The sequence below is a fragment of the Ponticoccus sp. (in: a-proteobacteria) genome (assembly GCF_048381735.1).
In genome coordinates, this window is record NZ_JBLXGL010000001.1 from 320036 (window position 1) to 342356 (window position 22321).

General features: G+C 70.9%; 19 protein-coding genes. 10 read left to right on the plus strand and 9 right to left on the minus strand.

Going from position 1 to position 22321, the window contains the following annotated elements; all coding sequences use genetic code 11:
- The first annotated feature begins 1 nt into the window (after position 1).
- The 6 genes from rsmH to mraY all read left to right on the plus strand — a co-directional run bounded on the left by rsmH (position 2) and on the right by mraY (position 7420).
- Positions 2–985 carry a 16S rRNA (cytosine(1402)-N(4))-methyltransferase RsmH gene (gene rsmH / locus ACN5KJ_RS01485; protein ID WP_418591771.1) on the plus strand — a complete coding sequence of 328 codons (984 nt, stop codon included), beginning with the start codon at positions 2–4 and terminating at the stop codon, positions 983–985.
- 1 nt (position 986) lies between these two features.
- Complete coding sequence (gene ftsL / locus ACN5KJ_RS01490) at positions 987–1334, plus strand: cell division protein FtsL (RefSeq protein WP_347167271.1); 348 nt, start codon at positions 987–989, stop codon at positions 1332–1334.
- Positions 1331–3127: a peptidoglycan D,D-transpeptidase FtsI family protein gene (locus tag ACN5KJ_RS01495; RefSeq protein WP_418591772.1), complete on the plus strand. Its 1797-nt coding sequence runs from the start codon at positions 1331–1333 to the stop codon at positions 3125–3127. Before ftsL ends, ACN5KJ_RS01495 begins: the two co-directional genes overlap by 4 nt.
- 265 nt (positions 3128–3392) lie before the next feature.
- Positions 3393–4886 carry a UDP-N-acetylmuramoyl-L-alanyl-D-glutamate--2,6-diaminopimelate ligase gene (locus tag ACN5KJ_RS01500; protein ID WP_418591773.1) on the plus strand — a complete coding sequence of 498 codons (1494 nt, stop codon included), beginning with the start codon at positions 3393–3395 and terminating at the stop codon, positions 4884–4886.
- Entirely contained in the window at positions 4883–6328 is a 1446-nt protein-coding gene (locus ACN5KJ_RS01505; protein WP_418591774.1) for a UDP-N-acetylmuramoyl-tripeptide--D-alanyl-D-alanine ligase, read from the plus strand. The genes ACN5KJ_RS01500 and ACN5KJ_RS01505 overlap by 4 nt, the downstream gene beginning before the upstream one ends.
- A gap of 9 nt (positions 6329–6337) precedes the next feature.
- Complete coding sequence (gene mraY, locus ACN5KJ_RS01510; RefSeq protein WP_347167273.1) at positions 6338–7420, plus strand: phospho-N-acetylmuramoyl-pentapeptide-transferase; 1083 nt, start codon at positions 6338–6340, stop codon at positions 7418–7420.
- Positions 7421–7603: 183 nt separating this feature from the next.
- On the opposite strand, the gene ACN5KJ_RS01515 is transcribed toward mraY, so the two are convergent.
- Positions 7604–8584, minus strand: coding sequence for a YihY/virulence factor BrkB family protein (locus ACN5KJ_RS01515; protein ID WP_418591775.1), 981 nt, complete (start codon positions 8582–8584; stop codon positions 7604–7606).
- Between the two features lie 193 nt (positions 8585–8777).
- On the opposite strand from ACN5KJ_RS01515, the gene murD reads away from it, so the two are divergent.
- From murD to ACN5KJ_RS01535, 4 genes are all read left to right on the plus strand, one after another.
- Positions 8778–10178 (plus strand): UDP-N-acetylmuramoyl-L-alanine--D-glutamate ligase, encoded by a 1401-nt coding sequence (murD, locus tag ACN5KJ_RS01520; RefSeq protein WP_418591776.1) that lies wholly within the window; start codon positions 8778–8780, stop codon positions 10176–10178.
- A 354-nt stretch (positions 10179–10532) separates the two neighbouring features.
- Complete coding sequence (locus ACN5KJ_RS01525; protein WP_418591777.1) at positions 10533–12215, plus strand: ABC transporter ATP-binding protein/permease; 1683 nt, start codon at positions 10533–10535, stop codon at positions 12213–12215.
- A 73-nt stretch (positions 12216–12288) separates the two neighbouring features.
- Positions 12289–14052 (plus strand): amino acid ABC transporter ATP-binding/permease protein, encoded by a 1764-nt coding sequence (locus ACN5KJ_RS01530; RefSeq protein WP_418591778.1) that lies wholly within the window; start codon positions 12289–12291, stop codon positions 14050–14052.
- 310 nt (positions 14053–14362) lie between these two features.
- Positions 14363–16657, plus strand: a complete 2295-nt coding sequence (locus ACN5KJ_RS01535; RefSeq protein ID WP_418591779.1) for an Orn/Lys/Arg decarboxylase N-terminal domain-containing protein — start codon at positions 14363–14365, stop codon at positions 16655–16657.
- 298 nt (positions 16658–16955) lie between these two features.
- On the opposite strand, the gene ACN5KJ_RS01540 is transcribed toward ACN5KJ_RS01535, so the two are convergent.
- The 8 genes from ACN5KJ_RS01540 to ACN5KJ_RS01575 all read right to left on the minus strand — a co-directional run bounded on the left by ACN5KJ_RS01540 (position 16956) and on the right by ACN5KJ_RS01575 (position 22319).
- On the minus strand, positions 16956–18113 hold the full coding sequence (locus tag ACN5KJ_RS01540; protein WP_418591780.1) for a TonB family protein: 1158 nt from the start codon (positions 18111–18113) through the stop codon (positions 16956–16958).
- A complete protein-coding gene (locus ACN5KJ_RS01545) occupies positions 18113–18496 on the minus strand; it encodes a biopolymer transporter ExbD (RefSeq protein WP_206563348.1) in 384 nt (127 codons plus the stop codon). The genes ACN5KJ_RS01540 and ACN5KJ_RS01545 overlap by 1 nt, the downstream gene beginning before the upstream one ends.
- Positions 18493–18879, minus strand: coding sequence for an ExbD/TolR family protein (locus tag ACN5KJ_RS01550; protein WP_418591781.1), 387 nt, complete (start codon positions 18877–18879; stop codon positions 18493–18495). The genes ACN5KJ_RS01545 and ACN5KJ_RS01550 overlap by 4 nt, the downstream gene beginning before the upstream one ends.
- A complete protein-coding gene (locus ACN5KJ_RS01555; protein ID WP_418591782.1) occupies positions 18872–19519 on the minus strand; it encodes a MotA/TolQ/ExbB proton channel family protein in 648 nt (215 codons plus the stop codon). The genes ACN5KJ_RS01550 and ACN5KJ_RS01555 overlap by 8 nt, the downstream gene beginning before the upstream one ends.
- On the minus strand, positions 19516–19959 hold the full coding sequence (locus ACN5KJ_RS01560; RefSeq protein WP_418591783.1) for a hypothetical protein: 444 nt from the start codon (positions 19957–19959) through the stop codon (positions 19516–19518). Before ACN5KJ_RS01560 ends, ACN5KJ_RS01555 begins: the two co-directional genes overlap by 4 nt.
- A gap of 150 nt (positions 19960–20109) precedes the next feature.
- Positions 20110–20436, minus strand: coding sequence for an antibiotic biosynthesis monooxygenase (locus tag ACN5KJ_RS01565; protein WP_347167278.1), 327 nt, complete (start codon positions 20434–20436; stop codon positions 20110–20112).
- Between the two features lie 30 nt (positions 20437–20466).
- Positions 20467–21252: a heme ABC transporter ATP-binding protein gene (locus ACN5KJ_RS01570; protein ID WP_418591784.1), complete on the minus strand. Its 786-nt coding sequence runs from the start codon at positions 21250–21252 to the stop codon at positions 20467–20469.
- On the minus strand, positions 21249–22319 hold the full coding sequence (locus ACN5KJ_RS01575) for a FecCD family ABC transporter permease (RefSeq protein WP_418591785.1): 1071 nt from the start codon (positions 22317–22319) through the stop codon (positions 21249–21251). Before ACN5KJ_RS01575 ends, ACN5KJ_RS01570 begins: the two co-directional genes overlap by 4 nt.
- Positions 22320–22321 lie beyond the last annotated feature (2 nt).

The following is a 22321-nucleotide window of genomic DNA, read 5'->3' on the forward strand; positions in this document are numbered from 1 at the left end:
TATGGCGGGCGCTGACGATACCGCACGCGCAGACCACGTCCCCGTCCTGCTGGAGCCGCTGCTTGAAGCCGTGGCGCCGGTGGCGGGCACATGGATCGACGGCACGCTGGGGGCGGGCGGCTACACGCGCGGCCTGCTGCAGGCCGGTGCGGATCGGGTGATCGGCATCGACCGCGACCCGCTGGCACATGAGATGGCCGCCGACTGGGCCCCGGCCTGGGGCGACCGGCTGACGCTTGTGCAGGACAACTTTGCCAATATGGATGCCCATGGGCAGGGCGTCGACGGCGTGGTGCTGGATCTCGGCGTCTCGTCGATGCAACTGGACCGGGCAGAGCGGGGCTTTTCCTTCATGAAGGAGGGGCCGCTCGACATGCGCATGGGGCAGGAGGGGCCGACGGCGGCGGATGTGGTCAACAATGCCGAGGAAGGCGAGCTGGCCGATATCCTCTATATTTTCGGGGAAGAGCGGCAATCCCGGCGGATCGCGCGGCGCATCGTCGAACACCGGCCCTTCACCACCACGCTGGCCCTGGCCGAGGTGATCGAGCGTGCCATCGGGCGCACCAAGCCGGGGCAGGCCCATGCCGCCACACGCTCGTTCCAGGCGCTGCGGATCGCGGTGAACGGCGAGTACGAGGCGCTGTGGCAGGGGCTCATGGCCGCCGAGCGCGCGCTGAAGCCCGGCGGGCGGCTGGCCGTCGTGACCTTCCATTCCATCGAGGACCGGATGGTGAAGCGCTTCTTCCAGGCCCACGGAGAGCGCAAGACCCGCGTCAACCGCTACGCCGACAGCGCCCCGGAAGAGACCGCGCCCTTCCGCATCCTGACCCGCAAGGCCGTCGGCCCGCGCGCGGACGAGCTGGCGCGCAACCCGCGCGCGCGCTCGGCCAAGCTGCGGGTGGCGGAGCGCACCGGCCTGCCGGCCGAAGAGATCGCCTCTGCCGAGATCGACATGCCCAGCCTCGGATTGAAAAGGAGATAACATGCGCAGCGTCCTGTTCATTCTGGCGGCCCTTGCGGTGATCGGGTCGGGCTACTGGGCCTACCACGAGAACTACAGCACGCAGGCAGAGCTGGACCGCGTGGACAGCCTGCGCCGCGAGATCGGCGCGGCGCGCGAACGCGTGGCGATCCTGAAGGCGGAATGGGCCTACCTGAACCGCCCCGACCGGCTGAGCGATCTCGCAGAGCTGAACTTCGACCGTCTGGGCCTGCTGCCGCTGCTTCCCGACCAGTTCGACCTGATCGCCAATGTGCCGGAACCGATCCCGGACGTGATCGACCTGACAGAGCCGATCGACGTCACCAGCGCAGGAGCACAGCAGCCATGACCCGCACACCGCTGCGCCCGCTGGCGCGCATCCTCGAAGCCCGCCAGAGGGGCGAGAACCCCGACGCCATCGAACGCGAGAACCGGCGCATCCGTCACGAGCAGATGCGCGACCGGGCGCGGATGCGGGCAGAGGGGCGCCTGCTGGTGCTGGCGGTGATGTTCTTCGGGGCCTTCGGCGTGGTCGGCGCCCGCATGGGCATGCTCTCGGCCTCCGAACCGTCAGAGCCGCGCGCCGCGACCTCGGGCAACTCGATCATCGCCAGCCGCGCCGACATCGTCGACCGGCAGGGGCGGCTTCTGGCCACCAACATGTCGACGCATTCGCTTTATGCGCATCCGGGCCAGATCTACCAGAAGGCCCGCGCGGTCGAGGAGCTGGTAAAGATCTTCCCCGATCTCGACGGCCCGCGCCTGCTGAAGCGTTTCGAGGATCCGAAGCGCAAGTTCCTGTGGATCCGCAAGAAGATCAGCCCCGAGCAGATGCAGGCGGTGCATGACATCGGCGAGCCGGGGCTGCTGTTCGGCCCGCGCGAGATGCGGCTTTATCCCAACGGCGCCCTGGCCTCGCACATCCTTGGCGGCGCCTCCTTCGGTGAAGAGGGCGTGCATTCCGCCGAGGTGATCGGCACCGCGGGCATCGAGAAATACTTCGACGAGGCGCTGCGCGACCCGGCGCGCGAGGGCCAGCCTCTGGCGCTGTCCATCGACATGACGGTGCAGGCGGCCTCCGAGGAAATCCTCGACGCGGGCATGAACCTGATGAATGCCAAGGGCGCGGCCAGCGTGCTGATGGACGTCGAGACTGGCGAGATCCTCTCGATGGTCTCTCTGCCCGATTTCGACCCGAACGACCGGCCCAACCCGCTGGTTCAGGGCAGCCCCTCGGATAGCCCGCTGTTCAACCGCGCGGTGCAGGGGGTCTACGAGCTGGGCTCGACCTACAAGATCTTCGCCGCCGCACAGGCGATGGAGCTGGGTCTGGTCGGCCCCGATACGCTGATCGACACCAGCCCGCCCCTGAAGGTCGGGGGTCACCGCATCGGCGAGTTCGGCAACAAGAACTACAAGACCCTCACGGTCGAGAAGATCATGGTGAAATCCTCGAACCGGGGGACCGGCAAGCTGGCCCTGGCCATCGGGGCGGCCCGGCAGCAGGAGTTCCTGAAGTCGCTGGGGCTGTTCGCGGCACCGCCGATCGAGATGGTCGAGGCGGCGGGCGGCGCGCCCCTGCTGCCCAAGCGCTGGACCGATCTGTCGACGGTCACGGTGTCCTACGGCCACGGCATGTCGACGACGCCGGTGCATCTGGCGGCGGGCTACGCGGCCATCGCAAACGGGGGGCGCTACGTGAAGCCGACGCTGCTGAAGCAATCCGCCCCGCAGGCGGGCAGCCGCGTCATGCGCGAGGATGTGGCGAACCATGCCCGGCGGATGCTGCGGCTGGTGGTCAGCCACCCCGAGGGCACCGCCAGCTTCGCCCGGGTGCCGGGCTATCACGTCGGCGGCAAGACCGGCACGGCGGACAAGCCCAAGGAGGGCGGCAGCGGCTATTACAAGGACAAGACGATCACCACCTTCGCCTCGCTGTTTCCGGCCCATGACCCGAAATACGTGCTGGTGGTGATGCTGGACGAGCCGGTGGAGACCTCGGGACCCAAGCCGCGCCGCACCGCAGGCTGGACGGCGGTGCCGGTGGCGGCAGAGATGATCAGGCGTGTCGCGCCTCTGCTGGGTGTGCACCCGGACTACAGGGAAACGCCGCTGCTGACCAGCACCTCGGCCTCTGACTGAGCGGGCGCGGCACGGCGGCTTGCGCGGGCCCGCCTTGTGACGATGGGGACGCGGACCGGCGGGGCAATCCCCGATTGAACGGGCGCGCGCGGTGCGCGCCGCGCCGCCGGTCCGGGTTGGCTGATGGCCGGGCGTCGCCGGAACGGACTTGCGCCCGGGGGCCTTAACGGGGCATTGGGGCGCAGTGAATCCGCGCGACCGGGGCGCCTTTGGCCTGTGTCGTGTGAGGTATTTGGACCAAGAAGAAGCCAGGGAGCCTTTCCAGATGGCGCCGGACCGCAAGACCATGACCAAGAGCCTGTCCGAACTGGGCCTGCGCGCGCGTGGCGGGCGAGAGGCGCGGGTGACCGGGCTGACGGTGGACAGCCGCGAGGTGACGGAGGGCGCCCTGTTCGCGGCGCTGCCGGGGGTCAAGGTGCATGGCGCCGCCTTCATCGCCACGGCGCTGGAGGCGGGGGCGGCGGCGGTGCTGACCGATGCGGCGGGCGCGAAGATGGCGGCGGAGGCGCTGGCCGGGTCCGAGGCGGCGCTGGTCATCGCCGAGGACCCGCGGCAGGCCCTGGCCTATACCGCGGCCCTGTGGTTCGGCACCCAGCCCGACACGGTGGTGGCGGTGACCGGCACCAACGGCAAGACCTCGGTCTCGACCTTCGTGCGGCAGATCTGGCAGGAACTGGGCCTGCGCGCGGTGAACCTTGGCACCACCGGGGTCGAGGGCGACTGGCAGGCGCCGCTGCGCCATACCACGCCCGAGCCGATCACCCTGCACCGGATGCTGGCCGGGGCGGCGGAGGCCTCTGTGACCCATGCGGCGATGGAGGCCTCTTCGCACGGGCTGGCGCAGCGGCGGCTGGACGGGGTGACGCTGACGGCGGCGGGCTTCACCAATTTCACGCAGGACCACCTAGATTACCACACCAGCTTCGACGACTACTTCGCCGCCAAGGCGGGGCTGTTCGCGCGGGTGCTGTCCGAGGACGGCACGGCGGTGATCAACATCGACGATGCGCGCGGGGTAGACATGCTGGCCATCGCCAAGGCGCGCGGGCAGGCGGTGCTGACCGTGGGCCGCGAGGCGGCGGACCTCTGCCTTGAGGCGCAGCGCTTCGATGCCACCGGGCAGGAGATCCGGCTGAGCTTCGAGGGCATCGTCCGGCAGGAGCGGCTGGGGCTGATCGGCGGCTTTCAGGCGGAAAACGTGCTGCTGGCGGCGGGTCTGGTGATCGCCTGCGGCGGCGACCCCGAGGATGTCTTCGACGTGCTGCCGCTGCTGGGCACCGTGCGCGGGCGGATGCAGCTGGCCGCAACGCGCGACAACGGCGCGGCGGTCTTCGTCGATTACGCCCATACGCCCGATGCGGTGGCGACCGCCATTCAGGCGCTGCGCCCGCATGTGATGGGGCGGCTGGTGGCCATCGTCGGCGCCGGCGGCGACCGCGATACCGGCAAGCGGCCCCTGATGGGGCAGGCGGCGGCGGATCACGCCGATACGGTGATCGTGACCGACGACAACCCGCGCTCGGAAGACCCGGCCGCCATCCGCGCCGCCGTCATGGCGGGCGCGCCCGAGGCCATAGAGGTGGCGGACCGCGCCGAGGCGATCCTGCGCGGCGTCGATGCGCTGGGGCCGGGCGACGCCCTGCTGATCTGCGGCAAGGGCCACGAGAGCGGGCAGATCGTCGGCGATACGGTCTATCCCTTCGACGATGCGGAACAGGCAAGCGTCGCGGTGGCGGCGCTGGACGGGAAGGGCTCGTGATGCTCTGGACGGCGCAGGAGGCGGCTGCGGCCACCGGTGGCAGGGTTGCCGGCGACTGGCAGGCGCGGGGCGTGTCGATAGACACGCGCACCATCGCAAAGGGCGATCTCTTCGTCGCCCTGAAGGCGGCGCGCGACGGGCATGACTTCGTCGCGCAGGCGCTGGAAAACGGCGCGGCGGCGGCGCTGGTGTCCCGGGTTCCCGAGGGCGTCGACCCCGGAAAATGCCTTGTGGTCAGGGATGTGCAGGCCGGTCTTGAGGCTTTGGGTCAGGCGGCGCGGGCGCGGTTTAAGGGCCGCGTGGTCGCCGTCACCGGCTCGGTCGGCAAGACCTCGACCAAGGAGATGCTGCGCAGGGTTCTGGGCGAACAGGGCCGCGTGCATGCCGCCGAGAAGAGCTATAACAATCACTGGGGTGTGCCGCTGACGCTGGCGCGGATGCCCGCGGACGCGGATTTCGCCGTCATCGAGATCGGCATGAACCACCCCGGAGAGATCGCGCCGCTGGCCCGCATGGCGCGGCCGCATGTGGCCCTGGTGACCATCGTCGCCCCCGCGCATCTGGCGGCCTTCGACAACCTCGAGGGGATCGCGCGCGAGAAGGCGGCGATCTTCGAAGGGCTCGAGCCGGGCGGGACGGCGATCTACAACGCCGATCTCGCCGTCAGCCCGATCCTGCGCGCCGGGGCCAAGGCCCATGCCAAGCGCGGGCTGTCCTTCGGCGAGAAGCCCGGCGCGCATCACCGCGCGCTCGAGGTCTCGGTTCTGGACAGTTGCACGGTGGTGCAGGCGCGGGCCTGGCGCTCGCCGATCCTCTACAAGGTCATGGTGCCGGGGCGGCATTTCGCGGTGAACGGGCTGGGCGTGCTGGCGGTGGCCCATGCGCTGGGGCTGGACCGGGCGCGCGCGGTGGCGGCGCTGGCGCAGTGGCACCCGGGTGCCGGGCGGGGCCTGCGCGAGCGCATCCTGCTGGATCCGGTGGACGTGCGGCAGAGCGTGGAGCTGATCGACGACGCCTATAACGCCAACCCCGCCTCGCTGGGTGCCTCGCTGGAGGTGCTGGCAGCGGCAGAGCCGAAGGACGGGGTGGGGCGCTTTTCCAGGGGGCGGCGGATCGCCTACCTTGGCGACATGAAGGAACTGGGCAGCGACGAGGTCGCCCTGCATCAGGCGGTGGCGGGGCTGCCCGCCATGGGGCACATCGACATCGTGCATTGTGTCGGGCCGCTGATGCGGGCGCTCTGGCTGGCCCTGCCCGAGGGCAAGCGCGGCCACTGGACGGAAACCGCAGAGACGATGGCGGGCCGGGTGGCGCGCGATCTGGATGCGGGGGACGTGGTGCTGGCCAAGGGTTCGCTGTCGATGGGCATCGGGCGCGTGGTCGATGCCATCCGGCGGCTGAGCAAGGCCCCGGCGAGCCCCGAGATCGAACTGGACGTTTAGGAGCGTGGAATGCTGTACTGGTTGGCCGAACTGAGCGACGGCGGCGATGCCTTCAACCTGTTTCGCTACATCACCTTTCGCGCGGGCGGCGCCTTTCTGACGGCGCTGGTCTTCGGCTTCCTCTTCGGGCTGCCGCTGATCAACGTGCTGCGCAAGCGGCAGGGCAAGGGGCAGCCGATCCGCAGCGACGGGCCCGAGGGGCATTTCGTCAAGGCCGGCACGCCGACCATGGGCGGGCTGCTGATCATCGGCGCGCTGGTGACCTCGACGCTGCTCTGGGCGCGGCTGGACAATGCCTTTGTCTGGATGGTGCTCTTCGTGACCATTGCCTATGCGGCCATCGGCTTTGCCGACGATTACGCCAAGGTGTCCAAGCAGAACACCGCCGGGGTCTCCGGCAAGACACGGCTGCTGCTGGGCTTCATCATTGCCGGGATCGCGGGCTTCTGGGCGGCGCAGTACCACCCGGACGAGCTGACCTACCAGCTGGCCTTGCCGATCTTCAAGAACACGCTCATCAACCTGTCGTTCCTGTTCATCCCCTTCGCGATGATCGTGATCGTCGGCGCCGCCAACGCGGTGAACCTGACCGACGGGCTGGACGGGCTGGCGATCATGCCGGTGATGATCGCGACGTCGACGCTGGGGATCATCGCCTATGCGGTGGGCCGCGTCGACTTTACCGAATACCTCGACGTGCACTACGTGCCGGGGACGGGCGAGATCCTGGTCTTCGCGGCGGGCGTGGTCGGCGGCGGGCTGGGGTTCCTGTGGTACAATGCACCACCCGCTGCGGTCTTCATGGGCGATACCGGATCGCTGGCCCTGGGCGGCGCGCTGGGGGCCATTGCGGTGGCGACCAAGCACGAGATCGTGCTGGGCATCGTCGGCGGGCTCTTCGTGGTCGAGGCCCTGTCGGTGATTATCCAGGTGCTCTACTTCAAGCGCACCGGCAAGCGGGTCTTCCTGATGGCGCCGATCCATCATCACTACGAAAAGAAGGGCTGGGCCGAACCGACCATCGTGATCCGCTTCTGGATCATCTCGCTGATCCTGGCGATCATCGGTCTGGCGACGCTGAAGGTCCGCTGAAGAAGCGCCGACGGGGTGGGGGCTTTGCCCCCGCTCGCTGCGCTCGCTCCCCCAGGATATTTCCAGACAGAAGAAGCGGTGTAAGGCCCCTCCTTCTTTGGTCCGAAAATACCTCGGAGAGCGCGAGAGGCAGAGCCTCTCGCAGGCCCGCGCAGCGGGTCTTGTCCTGTCTGACCGACGGGGTCAGCTGTCCGTCGGGATCGCCTCGGGGGATTTCTCGCGCTGTTCAGGCGCATCCGGCGGCAGGTCGGCCTCGCGGTTGACCGCATCCAGCGCGGCGTTGAGTTCCGCGCCGACCAAGAGCACCGTCGCGGAAAGCCAGAGCCAGAGCAGCAGCACCACGACGCCCGTCAGCGTGCCGAAGGTCTGCTGGTAGTTGCCGAAGTTCTCGACGTAGAGCGAGAAGCCCACGCAGCCGATCACCCAGAGGACGGTCGCCAGAACCGCCCCCGGCACCAGCCAGCGCCAGCGGGCGCGGTCGCGGTCCGGGGCGTAGCGGTAGAGGATCATCACGCCGACCACCGACAGGCCCAGCATGGCCCCCCAGCGCAGGGCGTCGATGATGCGCTGTTCGGTGTCGCCCAGGGGGACGAACTTCATCGCCGTGGGGATCACGATGGTCGCGGCGAATCCCATGGCCACGCCCAGCACAAGGACCACCGTCAGCAAGAGCTGCGCAAAGGTCTGGCGGATGAAGCCGCGGCTCTCGCGCTTGTCGAAGGCGACGTTGATGCCCTGCATCAGGCTGCCCACCCCGCGCGAGGCCGACCAGATCGCCAGAGCAAACCCGAGAATCGCGGCAAGGCCCAGCCCCTTTTCGTGGCTGCCCGCCACGCCGCGCGCCTGATCCATCACGATGGTGGCCGCGTTCTCGGGCATCAGCTGGGCGACGCTTTGCAGTTCTTCCGTCACCGCGTTGGGATCGAACAGCAGCCCCGCCACCGCCATCATCGCGGTGATCGCCGGGAACAGCGAGAGCAGCCCGTAGAAGGCCACCCCGGCGGCGATCAGGGTGATGCGATCCTCCGCGACCCGCCCCGGCAGCCGCCAGAAGGCGCGGAGCCAGGCCTTCAGCGGCAGGTTCCGGGGGCCATAGGCGCGGGTCCCGGTCATGTCCCGTGGCGAACGCGTGCGGCGCAGGAAGGGGCGGGTGGATGTGGTCATCGGCTCGGGGGGATCTCCCGTTTCGCGGTCGGCAGGGTTTTGCCGGTCCATATGATGCAAGACGCCGCGGGGTAAAGGCCCCGGGCGAGCAAGGGGCGCGTGCCGGGGCATTTCGGCATCGCCGTCCGCCGGGGCTTTTCAGCATCGCCGTCCCGGGGTAGCTCTGATCGCGAAAGACAGGCGGAGGCATGGCATGATCCCGGTCAGAGGGTTCGACGGCGCGGTGGTGGCGGTCCTAGGGCTGGGGCGGTCCGGCCTGTCGGCGGCGCGGGCATTGCGCGCCGGCGGCGCAAGTGTCCTTGTGTGGGACGACAATCCCGCCGCGCGCGAGGCGGCGGAGGCCGAGGGTTTCGAGGCGCGCAACCTGACCCGCCCCGGCGCCTTCGACGAGGTGGCCTGCCTCGTGACCTCTCCGGGCATTCCGCACCTCTACCCGGCACCGAATCCGGTCATCGCCGCCGCGCTGGAGGCCGGGGTGCCGGTGGACAATGACATCGGCCTGTTCTTCCGGTCGCTGGGCGCGGGCTGGGAGGGCTTCGACCGCCCGCCGCGCGTCGTCGCGATCACCGGGTCGAACGGCAAGTCCACCACCTCGGCGCTGATCCACCACATCCTGACCGCCTCGGGCCGCGAGAGCCAGCTTGCGGGCAATATCGGGCGCGGCGTGCTGGACATCGATCCGCCGGGCGACGGGGGTGTGGTGGTGCTGGAGCTCTCCTCCTACCAGACCGAACTGGCCCGCGCCCTGACGCCGGACGTGGCGGTCTTCACCAACCTCTCGCCGGATCACCTCGACCGGCACGGCGGGCCGGGGGGCTACTTCGCCGCCAAGCGGCGGCTCTTTGCGGAGGGCGGGCCGGACCGCGCGGTGATCGGCGTGGACGAGGTCGAGGGGCGCTTTCTGGCCGGGCAACTCTCGGAGGGGCAGGCCGATGACCGGGTGATCCGGGTGGCCACCGCCAAGCTGTCGGGCCCCGGCTGGATGGTCTTTGCGCGCAAGGGGTTCCTGTCGGAATGGCGCAAGGGGCGGCAGGTGGGCAGCATCGACCTGCGTGCGGTCGCGGGCCTGCCGGGCACGCACAACCACCAGAACGCCTGCGCCGCCTATGCCGCATGCCGCGCGCTGGCGCTGGGGCCGCGCGAGATCGAGACGGCGCTGCACAGCTTCGCCGGTCTGCCGCACCGCAGCCAGCGCATCGCCGAGGTGGGCGGGGTGTCCTACGTGAACGACTCGAAAGCCACCAATGTCGACGCCGCGCTGAAGGCGCTGCTGGCCTTCCCGAAGGTGCGCTGGGTCTGCGGCGGGCTGATGAAGGAGGGCGGGCTGGACGCGCTGGCCCCGGGGCTGGCGCATGTGTCCAAGGCCTATGTGATCGGTCGCGAGGCCGAGGGCTTCGCGCTGGGTCTGCCGGGGATCGAGGCCGAGGTCTGCCGCACCATGGAGGTGGCCGTCGCCCGCGCGGCGGCAGAGGCGCAGCCGGGCGAGGTTGTCCTGCTGGCGCCCGCCGCCGCCAGTTTCGACCAATACGACAACTTCGAGAAACGCGGCGAGGATTTCATCGCGCAGGTGGCGAAGGTGACCGGCGCGGCCTGATGCGGCTGCGCTGCGGGCGCCTCTCGGGCTGCGATGAGCGTGGCGGGGCTCTTGCGCAGCCGGAGAAGGCTACGGAACCGCCAGAGCGCGGCGCGGCGCCCAAGGCGCCGCAAGCGGGGGCGCGAGCCGTCCGGGCGCCGGTTGCCCCCGCGGAAGGACCGCGCCTGCGTTGCCCCGCGCGCCCCGGCCGCCGCAAAGGCCGCGCGCGCGGCCTTCGTGCCCCCTGTGCGCTTTTCACGCGGGCCGGGCGCTCGCGCCCGTGGCCTCGGATGCCTAGGTTCAGACCGGCGGGCGCGGCCTTGTACCCGCCGCGATGTCCGGGCGGTCGACGCCCCGCAGACCCGCCGGAGGATCATGGCAGACCCCAGCCCCCAGACCGCCCCTGCCGACAGCCGCCGCATGGCTGACCGGATCCTGCGCCCGGTGGCGCGCATGCTGCGCGGCGCGGGCTGGCTGTCGGTGCTGGCCGGGGCGCTCTGGCCGGTGCAGGCGGCGGTCCTCGCCTGGGCGGTTTCGGGCTGGGTCCAGGGGCAGGACCCGCTCTCACGGGCCTTGCCCGCCGCGGCGGTCTTCCTTGCCGTGGCTGTCATCCGTGCCGGGCTCGAACACCGCTCTGGCGCGCTGCTGTTCAAGGCCGCCGACCGCACCATGGCCCGCGAACGCGCCGCGCTGATCCGGCGCGAGGCGCGCGAGCCCTCGGGCATCGGCTCCGCCGCCCTGGCCTCTCTGGCGGTGCAGAAGCTGCCGCTGCTGCATCCGTGGATCACGCGCTACCACGTGGCGATGCTGCGGGCGCGGATCCTTCCGGCGCTGCTGCTGGCGCTGGCCTTCTGGCACACGTGGCTCGTCGGGTTGACGCTGCTGGTGGCGGGGCCGCTGATCCCGGTCTTCATGGCGCTGGTCGGCATGGCGGCGGAAGAGGCCTCGCGCCGCCAGATGGCAGAGGTCGGGGACATGAACACCATGCTGATGGAACGGCTTTCGGCGCTGACCGATATCCGGCTGCTGGGCGCCACGGGGCGCGCCACGCAGGATTTCGCGGCGCGGGCCGAGTCGCTCAGGCAGCGCACCATGGCGGTGCTGCGGGTCGCCTTCCTGTCCTCCACGGTGCTCGAGTTCTTCTCGGCGCTGGGGGTGGCGCTGGTGGCGGTCTTCGTGGGCTTCACCCTGCTGGGCGAGATCACCATCGGCACATGGGGCGCCCCCCTGACGGTGGGACAGGGGCTGTTCCTGCTGCTGATCGCGCCGGAGTTCTTCCAGCCACTGCGGGACCTCGCCACGGCATGGCACGACCGCGCGGCGGGTCAGGCGGTGGTGGCGGAGCTGGAGGCGCTGGACGCCGCGCCGCGCGCCGCGATGCTGGGGCAGGGCGAGGCGGCAGAGCCCTTGCCCGGCACGCTGTCGCTGCGCACGGCGGGCGCGGTGGTGGCGCTTGGCGGGGGGCGCGTGGCGCTGCCCGACCTCGCGGTCGAGGCCGGGCAGAGCCTTGCGCTGGTCGGGCCTAGCGGCAGCGGCAAGTCGACGACGCTGGCGGCGCTGGCGGGACTGGTGCCGCTGGCCGGGGGCGCGGTGACGGTCTGCGGCAGGCGGCTGGACGCCGGTGCGGCGGATGGCTGGCGGGCGCGGCTGGCGCTGGTGCCACAGCGCCCGCATATGCCGGATATGCCGCTGGCGGAGTGGCTGGATCCGCGCGGCACCGGTGCCGACCCGCGCGCGGCGCTGCGGCTGGCCGAGGCCGATGCCATCGTCGCGCGCCTGCCAGAGGGCCTTGCGACCCGGCTGGGCGAAAGCGGCGGCGGCGTCTCGGGGGGCGAAATGCGGCGCCTGATGCTGGCGCGCGCGGTCATGGCCGGGGGCGATCTGGTGCTGGCGGACGAGCCGACGGCGGATCTGGACCCCGACACCGCGCGCCGCGTGATTGCGGCGCTGGAACGCATGCGCGCCGGGGGCCGCGCCGTCGTGGTCGCCACGCATGACCCGGCGCTGGCGGCGGCGATGCAGACCCGCGTGACGCTGGGCGGGGAGACCGGGGCATGAGGCGCGCGTTTCATCCGGCCCGCGCGGCCCGCCACCCGGCCCCCGGTCCCGCGCCGCTGTGGGGGGCGGCGTCATGAGGATGCTTCTGGGCATGATCCCGCTGCTGTTGCGGGCGGCGCCCGGCGCCATGGCGCGCGGCGCCGCGCTGGCGGTTGTCGTGCTGGTCATGGGGGCGGCACTGCTGGGCCTCTCGGGATGGTTCATCACCGCCACCGGCATCGCCGGGCTGGCGGGGCTGGGCATTGCCTTCGACGTCTTCCGGCCCTCGGCGGGCGTGCGTTTCCTTGCGCTGGGGCGCACGGCGGCCCGCTACGGAGAACGGCTGCTGACCCATGATGCGGTACTGCGGGCACTGGCGGCGCTGCGGGTCACGGTGCTGCGCCAGCAGGGCAGACTGGGCGGGCATGCCCTTGCGCGGTTGCGCGGCGAGGCGGTGCTGACGCGGGTGGTGTCGGACGTGGACGCGCTGGACGGGCTGCTGCTGCGGGTCGTGTTGCCGGTGGCGGCGGGGATTGTCACGCAGGCACTGGTCTTTGCGGCGCTCTGGTGGCTGGTCGGCCCGCTGGTGGCCCTTGCGGTGCTTGCGGCGCTGCTGCCGGCCTCGGCTCTGGTGCTCTGGCTGCTGGCGCGGGCGACGCTGGCCCCCTCCGAGGCGGCCGAGGCGGGGTCTCAGGCGCTGCGGCGCGGGGTGATCGATGCGATCCGCGACCGCGAGGCGCTGATCCTCTCGGGGCAGCTGCCTGCGCGTGATGCGGCGCTGCTGGATCAGGACGCCCGCGCGCGCGCGGCGACGGCGGCGCTGGACCGGGCAGAGCGCCGGGCGGGGGCGCATTTGTCGGTCATCGCGGCGGGGACGGTGGCGGCGGCGCTGGTCGCGGGTGCGCTGCTGCTGGGGCGCGGGGCCGTGGATGCGCCGCGCGCCGCGATCGGCCTTTTCGTGGCCCTCGCCCTGGCAGAGACGGTGCTGCCCCTGCGCCGCGGCCTTGCAGAGATCGGGCGCATGGCGGGCGCGGCGCGGCGGCTGGGGATACCTGACCGGCAGAGGGGGCATCGGGGGGGCGGCGCCGACAGCGGTGGCGCCGGGGATGCCATCGACCCGGGAGCCCGCCATGGTGCATCGGCCCACAAGGGTCTGAGGGGGCCAGCGGTCGACGGCGCGGCCTCGGGTGACAGGGACCAGAGCGACGACAGACCGACGCGGGTCGGCATCGGCGCGCCGGACATGAACCTGACCGAGGCGCCGCTGCTTCGGGTTGATCGGGCGGAGCTTTCCCTCACGGTGCAGGCCGGAGAGGCGGTGGCGCTGACCGGGCCTTCGGGGCGCGGCAAGAGCACGCTTCTGCTGGGCATCGCCGGTCTGCTGCCGCTGGAAGGGATCCTGCTGAAGGGGCGCGCGCCCTGTGACCGCGACGAGGCGGAGCTGCGCCGGACGGTGGCCATGCTGCCGCAGCGCTCGGCGCTGATGGCGGGCACGCTGCGCGAGGCGCTGTGCCTTGCGGCGGACTTCGACGACGAGGCCCTCTGGGCGGTGCTGCGGGCGGTTGCCCTCGACGAGCTTGTCGCGGCGCGCGGCGGGCTGGAGATGCGGCTGGGCGAGCGCGGCGAGGGGTTGTCGGGCGGGCAGGCGCGGCGGCTGGCGCTGGCGCGCTGCCTGTTGCAGGCGCCCGAGCTGCTCTTGCTGGACGAGCCGACAGAGGGGCTGGACGACGCGACCGCCGCGCATGTGCTCTGGGGTGTCCGCCGCCACCTGCCCGAGGCCGCGCTTCTGGTGGTGATGCACCGGGGCAGCGGTCACGCGATGTTCGACGCGGTCCAGGCGGTGGGGGCGCCGGGCTGAGCAGCCGCAGGCGCGCCGGGGATCACGGCCCGGACGGTTGCGCGGGGCACCTGCGACATGGAGGATACAGAGCTCCGGACGGGCGCTGTCCCGGGGGATCGCGCCCCCCGCCGACGGGCGAAGAGCCCGCCTGCGCGACCGGCGCGGGGGCCGGGGCTGCGGTGCGGGTCGGCCGGGCCGGGCCTTGCCGCCGGGGCAGGGCGACGGGGAGCGATGGCAGGCCGCCACCGGGGCGCGTGGCGGCCCTTGACCTTGTGCGTCGCTGACGAAACAACGGGGCAAACTGCCGTGCCCGTCCGAGGAGAGGCTTATGAAGTTCCGATTCCCCATCGTCATCATCGACGAGGATTTCCGTTCCGAAAACACCTCTGGGCTGGGCATCCGCGCACTCGCCCAGGCCCTTGAAACAGAAGGCTTCGAGGTCCTTGGCGTGACCTCTTACGGCGATCTCAGCCAGTTCGCCCAGCAGCAGAGCCGCGCCAGCGCCTTTGTGCTGTCCATCGACGACGAAGAGTTCGGCCCCGGCCCGGATATCGACCCGGCGGTGATCAAGCTGCGCGCCTTCATCGAAGAGGTGCGCTGGAAGAACGCCGACGTGCCGATCTATGTCTACGGCGAGACCAAGACCAGCCGCCACCTGCCCAACGACATCCTGCGCGAGCTGCACGGCTTCATCCACATGTTCGAGGATACGCCGGAATTCGTCGCCCGCCACATCATCCGCGAGGCGAAAGGCTATCTGGAGGGCATCCAGCCGCCCTTCTTCAAGGCGCTGCTGGATTACGCCGAGGACGGGTCCTATTCCTGGCACTGCCCGGGGCATTCCGGCGGGGTGGCCTTCCTGAAGTCGCCCATCGGCCAGATGTACCACCAGTTCTACGGCGAGAACATGCTGCGCGCCGATGTCTGCAACGCGGTCGAGGAACTGGGGCAGCTGCTGGACCACAATGGGGCCATCGGGGCCAGCGAACGCAATGCCGCGCGGATCTTCAACGCCGACCATTGCTATTTCGTGACCAACGGCACCTCGACCTCGAACAAGATGGTCTGGCACCATACCGTGGCGCCCGGCGACGTGGTGGTGGTCGACCGCAACTGCCACAAGTCGATCCTGCATGCGATCATCATGTGCGGCGCGATCCCGGTCTTCCTGCGGCCCACCCGCAACCATTGGGGCATCATCGGGCCGATCCCGCGATCCGAGTTCGAGCCCGAGGCGATCAAGGCCAAGATCGCCGCCAACCCGCTGCTGGAGGGCTATGACCCCGAGGCGGTGCAGCCGCGCATCCTGACGCTGACGCAATCGACCTATGACGGGGTTCTCTACAACACCGAAGAGATCAAGGGCCTGCTGGACGGCTATGTCGAGAACCTGCATTTCGACGAGGCATGGCTGCCGCACGCGGCCTTCCATTCGTTCTACGGGCAGTATCACGCGATGGGCCGCAAGCGCGGGCGCACGAAGAAATCGGTGACCTACGCCACGCAGTCGGTGCACAAGCTGCTGGCGGGCATCAGCCAGGCCAGCCACGTGCTGGTGCAGGACAGCGAGGAGGTGGCACTGGACCGGCATCTCTTCAACGAGAGCTACCTGATGCACACCTCGACCAGCCCGCAGTATTCGATCATCGCGTCGTGCGATGTGGCGGCGGCGATGATGGAGCCGCCGGGCGGCACCGCGCTGGTCGAGGAAAGCGTCGTCGAGGCGCTGGATTTCCGCCGCGCCATGCTGAAGGTCGATGCCGAGTTCGGCGAGGATGACTGGTGGTTCAAGGTCTGGGGGCCGGACGATTTCCGCTCTGACGGGGACGGCATGGGCCGCACCCGCGACTGGGTGCTGCGCAAGACCGATGCCGAGGGCGTGCAGAGTTCCGGCGAAGATGCCTGGCACGGGTTCGGCGACATGGCGCCCGGGTTCAACATGCTGGACCCGATCAAGGCGACCATCGTGACGCCGGGCCTCGATATCGAGGGCAACTTCGGCGAGACCGGCATCCCGGCCTCGATCGTGTCGAAATACCTGTCCGAACACGGCGTGGTGGTCGAGAAGACCGGGCTGTATTCCTTCTTCATCATGTTCACCATCGGCATCACCAAGGGCCGCTGGAACACGCTTCTGGCGGCGCTGCAGCAGTTCAAGGACGATTACGACCGCAACCAGCCGCTGTGGCGGGTCATGCCCGAATTCAGCGCGCAGCAGCCCCGCTACGAGAAGATGGGCCTGAAGGACCTGTGCCAGCACGTGCACAGCCTTTATGCGCATTACGACGTGGCGCGGCTGTCGACAGAAATCTATCTCAGCGACCACCACCCGGCGATGACGCCTTCGGAGGCGTTCTCCTGCATCGCCCGGCGCAGGACCGAGCGGGTGGCCATCGACGACCTGGAAGGGCGGGTGACGACCTCGCTGGTGACGCCCTATCCGCCGGGCATCCCGCTGCTGATCCCGGGCGAGGTCTTCAACGTGAAGATCGTCGACTACCTGCGTTTCAACCGGGCCTTCGCGCGTGAATGCCCGGGCTTCGAGACCGATATCCACGGGCTGGTGGTCGAAGAGGGCGAGAGTGGCGAAAAGGCCTATTTCGCGGACTGCGTGGCGGAATAGGGCGCGGGTTTCGCCCGGGCCTTGCCCGGGCGACCGGCCGGGGGCTTTGCCCCCGGACCCCCAAGGTATTTGCAGGACCAGAGAAGAGGGCCCGCCCCGGGCAATAGCGGGTTCGCGGCCTGGCCGGTGTGGGGGAGCGGGGATGAGGCCGGTCACGCGGGCTGCCTGTTCGCGGTGCCTGGCGCAGGGGCTTCGGCGCTGGATCGGGCGCGCCCCCGGGCCTGTGGGGCCGGGGGCGCCGCCGTTTTGTTGCACATGACCTGCAGGGTGCGCCCCGCGCCTTTGGGCCGGGGCGCTGCTAGCGGCCCTGGATATTGATCGAGAAGCTGCGTTGCGCGCCGGCGGGCGGGCGGGGGAAGGGCGCCGCCCGGCGTACGATCTGCACCGCCGCGCGGTCCAGCGCCGACGAGCCGGAGCTGCGGGCGAGGCCGACGCGGGCGATGCCGCCGCCGCTGCTGACCGTGAAGGAGACCACCGCCGTGCCGCGTGCATTGACCCGGGGGCGGCCCGCGCGCGACAGCTTGGCCATGACCTGACCCGGGTAGTTGCTGGCTGCCGCATTGCCGGCGTCGCGGCTGGTGCCGCCGCTGCCGCTGCGCCGGGCGGTGGCGCTTTCGATGCCGGTGGCGGCCCCGGCGCGGGCGTTCTGGTTGCCGTTGCCGGCGGGCTTCTTCGCGGGCGCAGCCTGCCGGACCGGTGTCTTCGGGGCGGGCTTCGGCCTGTGCTGTTCCTCGAAGTCGGCGGAGCGGCGGATCGGACGCAGGGAGCGCGTCACGGCGGCGCTGTCGGGGGCGGCGCCGGACAGCGCCTCTGTCCGTGGCTCCGGGGGGGCTGCGGTCTCGACGGGGCGGGCCGCCTGCAGCGGTTGGAGGGGCTCGGCGGTCAGCCGCTCGGGCTTTGTCGCGGGGGCGGGCCGGGCGCCGAGGGCTTCGGGGGTGCGCTCTGCCTGGACCGGCTCTGTCGGGGTGGCGACGATCACCTTTGCGGGGGCGAGGGCGGGCGCGGGCTGTGCCGTTTCGGGATCTGCGGTTTCCGCCGTTTCTGTCGGCGGCGGCGTGGCGCGATCCGCGGTTTCCGCCGGGGTCTCTTGCGGGCGCGGGGCCGGTTCGGCGGGCCTGGGCCGCGGCTGTTCCGGGCGTTCCGTCTCGGCCCGGTCGGTGACCTCGGGCGGGGCCTGTTCGCTTGCCTCGGGGCGGCTCTGCTCGGCGGTCTCGGGGTCTGCCTCGTCGATGGGCTCTGCCGCTTCGGCGGGGGTCACCTCGGCCTCGGTCGTGTCGGGGCTGAGCGTTCCGGCGGCCATGTCGGCGAAGGCATTGCCCAGCCGCACCTCTCCGGCGCCGGCGGCGCCTTCCATCAGGGTCTCTTCGGGCGTGTTGGTGGCCACCGCCAGCACGCCATGCGCCGCGAGGGCGGTGGCCAGCGCGGCCACCTTCGCGGTTCTGGAGGACAGCTTCATCACAGGCCCCTTTCGGTCACGATGACGACACGTTCGGCCCCCGCCGCCTGCATCGCGCGGCCGATCCCCACCAGCGTTTCGGCGGGCAGGTCGCGGTCGGGGATGATGCGCATCCGGGCGCGGGCCGCGTCGGGTTGTTCGGCGACGAAGGCCTCGGGTGAGGCGACGGCGGTGCCGCGCCATGTCAGGCGCCCGTCCGCGTGCACGACCAGCGCATCCGCCGGGGCCGTGGTTTCGATCTCGGCGGTCGAGACCAGCGTCAGCTCCTTGTCCAGCGGCGCGGCGAGGGTGCCGGCCACAAGAAAGAAGATCAGCATCAGGAAGACGATGTTGATCAGCGGAATGGTGTTCTCTGCCGAGGCACGGCGCGGTTTGCGGTTCATGTCGTCCCCAGGACTGTGACGGCGAGGCCGGGCTGGCCGCGCAGGATGGCAAGCACATCGGTCAGGCGCTGCGCGGTCACACCCTCGCCGAGGGCCACGATGACCGGCAGCGGCGTATCGGTCTCGCCCTTCTCGGCGGCCAGCACCGCGGCCAGCGTCTCGAGCGGGTGGTCCGTGCCGTTCAGGCGCAGGCTGTCGGGGGCCAGCGACAGGAACATGGGCCGCGCGTCGGTGCTGGGCGTCGCCCCGGACCCGGCGGCGGCAAGGTCGACCTCGGCGAATTTGCTGAAGGTCGAGGACAGCATGAAGAACAGCAGCAGAAGGAAGATGACGTCGATCAGCGACGTCATCGACAGTCTGCGGCGGCGGGTCCGCTTACGCATGGACGGCCCCGGGCAGGGGCGCCTCGGCGGTGTGGCCGGTGGGCGACAGCACGGTATGCAGGGCGCGCTGCGCCAGCACGCGCTCGGCGTCCATCCGGGCCTCGAACCAGGCCAGCACCACGGCGGTCGGCATGGCGACCGCAAGGCCTACGGCGGTGGTCATCAGCGCCACCCAGATGCCGCCCGCGAGGATCGAGGGGTCGACCTGGCTTCCGGCCTCTTGCAGGGCCTGGAAAGCGGCGATCATGCCGAGCACGGTGCCGAAGAGGCCCAGAAGCGGCGCCAGCTGCGCGATGGAATCGAGCACGCGAAAGCCGCGTTCCAGCTTGGCGAAGCGGGTCTCGGCCTCGGCGTCCAGCCGTGCGGCATCGGCCTGGCCGTCCAGCGCCATGGCCAGCACCGGGCGCAGGTAGCTGCGCGAGCGGTCGAGCGCCTGGCGGGCCTCGGCGCGCTGGCCCGCATCCCAGTGGTCCACCGCCTCTTGCAGGGCCTTGTGGCGCCCGACGCCCGCCGCCGAGAACTGCCAGAGCTTGTAGAGAACCACCGTCAGCACGACGACCGAGAGGCCGCAGAGCAGCAGGACGACGGGGCCGCCGAGATCGTAAAGGCGCAGCAGCGCGTCACGCAGGGTCTCGATCATCCCATCACCTCGACGCCTTCGGCGCGGCTGCGCAGGGTCAGATCCCTGACGCAGGCATCCGGGGCCACGCCGTCGCCCGCGCAGGTGTCGGCGCCGTTGATCAGCAGCCGCCCCAGCGCCGTGCAGGCCATGCCGGGCACCACGAACTGCCGCACCCGGGGACGGGCGGCGGGCAGGGCGCCGAAATCGAACAGGGTCATGCGGTCGACCCGGCCCTCGGTGTCGAAGAGCACCGCCTCGTAGACCGCCTGCGCGATGTCGGTGTCATGGCCGTTCTGGATCAGGAAGCTGATGCGGCAGGCCTCGTCCACCTGCTCGACGGCGTTGAGTTCGAGCGTGACGTTCTGACCCTGGGCGTCCTGCGCCGTGGCGAGGGCGGGGGCCAGAAGGGTTGCGGCAAGCAGCGCGCGCGCGCTCTTGCCCGGGGGTCGCATGATCATGGGTCCAGCCTTTTGTCGTGCAATCTTCAAAGCGTTGCGCGTCTGGCTGGGGTCCGGTCGGGCCCTTGGCTGAACGAGTATGTCGATACCCGATAAGTTTTATCAACTTATCGGGCGATGTCCAGATGGCGCCCGGGGGGCGTGCGCCGGTCAGGCGTCCTGCGTTGCCGCGATTTCCTGGATCGCGCGGAAGCCTTCGAAGCGCGGGGTGCCTTCGTGCAGCTTGCGGTTTTGCCCGGCGCGGGCATGGGAGGCGCGGAAGGCGTCGCTGCGGGTCCATGCGCGAAAATGCTCTTCTGTCTGCCAGACGGTGTGCGAGGCATAGAGGATCCGGCCCTCTTCCTCGGGCCCCTTGAGCATGTGGAAAGAGACGAAGCCGTCGAGCTCGTGCAGGCGGCTTTCGCGCGACAGCCAGAGCTCCTCGAACTCGGCGGCGTTTTCAAGCGGGACGGTGAAGCGGTTCATGGCAAGGTACATGGGGGTCTTCCTTTGGTTGGCACGGGGCCTTCAGGCCGAGGCGGCATGGGGCAGGATGAAGGGTACGCCCGGAGCGGGCAGGGTGGAAACCCGGAGCGCGCAGCCATAGGCCCGCGACAGGGTGGTATCGGTGAGCACCTCGGCGGGCGTGCCGGTGGCCAGCAGCCGGCCCCCGGACAGCACCGCGACGCGGTCGGCGTAAAGCGCGGTCAGGTTGAGATCGTGCATGACCGCCAGCACGCCGCCCCCGGCGCGGGCGAATTCGCGGGCGATCTGCATCACCTGCAACTGGTGCGCGATGTCGAGACTGGCAACCGGTTCGTCCAGCAGCATCCAGCGCGGCTGGCCGTGGTCCACGGGTCGCCAGACCTGCGCCAGCACGCGGGCCAGCGTCACGCGCTGCGCCTCGCCGCCCGAGAGCTCCTGATAGGCGCGGTGGGCGTGCTGGGTCATGCCGACGCGGGCCAGGGCCTGCATCGGCACCTCTGACCGCTCGCCCGAGGTGCCCGCTTGCAGCCCCATGCGCACGACCTCGAGCGCGGTGAACGGGAAGGCGAGGCGGGTCGCCTGCGGCATCACGGCACGCTGCGCCGCAAGCTGCCAGGGCTTCTGCGTCGCGGTCTCGGCGCCGTTCAGATGGACGGTGCCGTCATGGGGCAGGGTGCCGGTGATGGCGCCCAGAAGCGTCGACTTGCCGGAACCGTTTGGCCCGACGATGGCGGTCACATCGCCCGCGCGGGCGGTCAGCGTGACCGCCTCCAGCGCCAGCGTGTCGCCGTAGCGGACAGAGATATCGCGGGCCTCCAGCGTGGTCATGACAGAGCCAGCCCTCGGCGGCGCAGCAGGATCCACAGGAAGACCGGGGCGCCCAGAACCGCGGTGACGATGCCGATGGGCAGCTCGGCCGGGGCGATGATCACGCGGGCGATGACATCGGCAAGGATCAGAAGGCTGGCCCCCAGCAGCGCGGCATTCGGCAGAAGCGTGCGGTGATCCGGCCCAGAGGCCAGTCGCAGCAGGTGCGGCACGACGATCCCGACAAAGCCGATCCCGCCCGAGACCGCCACGGCGGCACCGGTGGCGCCCGCGACCGACAGGATCGCCACGGCCTTCACGCGCTGCACGTCTATGCCGATATGGGCGGCGGTGGCCTCTCCCATCGCCAGCCCGTTCAACCCGCGCCCCAGCGCCATGGCGGCGATGCCCGACAGCAGGATCAGCGGCGCGGCGGCCAGGGCCTTGGCCCAGCTGGCCCCCGCCAGCGACCCGAGGCCCCAGAAGGTCAGGTCGCGCAGCTGCTGGTCGTCGGCCATGTAGACAAGGATGCCCGAGAGCGCGCCCGCCAGGGCCCCCAGCGCGATGCCCGCCAGCAGCATGGTCGCGACAGAGGTCCGCCCGTGGCGCGTGGCGACCCGGTACAGCAGCAGCGTCGTGGCCCAGCCGCCAAGGAAGGCGGCCAGCGGCACCAGCGCATTGCCGGTCAGCGCCAGAAGCGCGGGCGGCAGCAGCGCGCCCAGCACGATGGCAAGGATCGCGCCAAGGCCCGCGCCCGCGCCGACACCGACGATGCCGGGGTCGGCCAGCGGGTTGCGGAAGAGGCCCTGCATCACCGCGCCCGAGACCGCCAGCGCGGCGCCCACCAGCGCGCCCATGGCAAGGCGCGGCAGGCGGATGTCGAAGAAGACGACGCGTTCGATCTGGGTCAGCGGCTCGCCTGCGGCCAGCTTGGCGGCCAGTGTCGTCACCGTCACGTCGGTCGCCCCGACCTGAAGGCTGAGCAGCGCCGAGGCCACCAGCAGCAGCGCCAGCGGCCCGTGCAGGCGGCGGGCGCGGCGCAGCCGGTCCCCGGCAAGCGCGGCAGAGCTGTCGTCGAGAACCGCCAAGG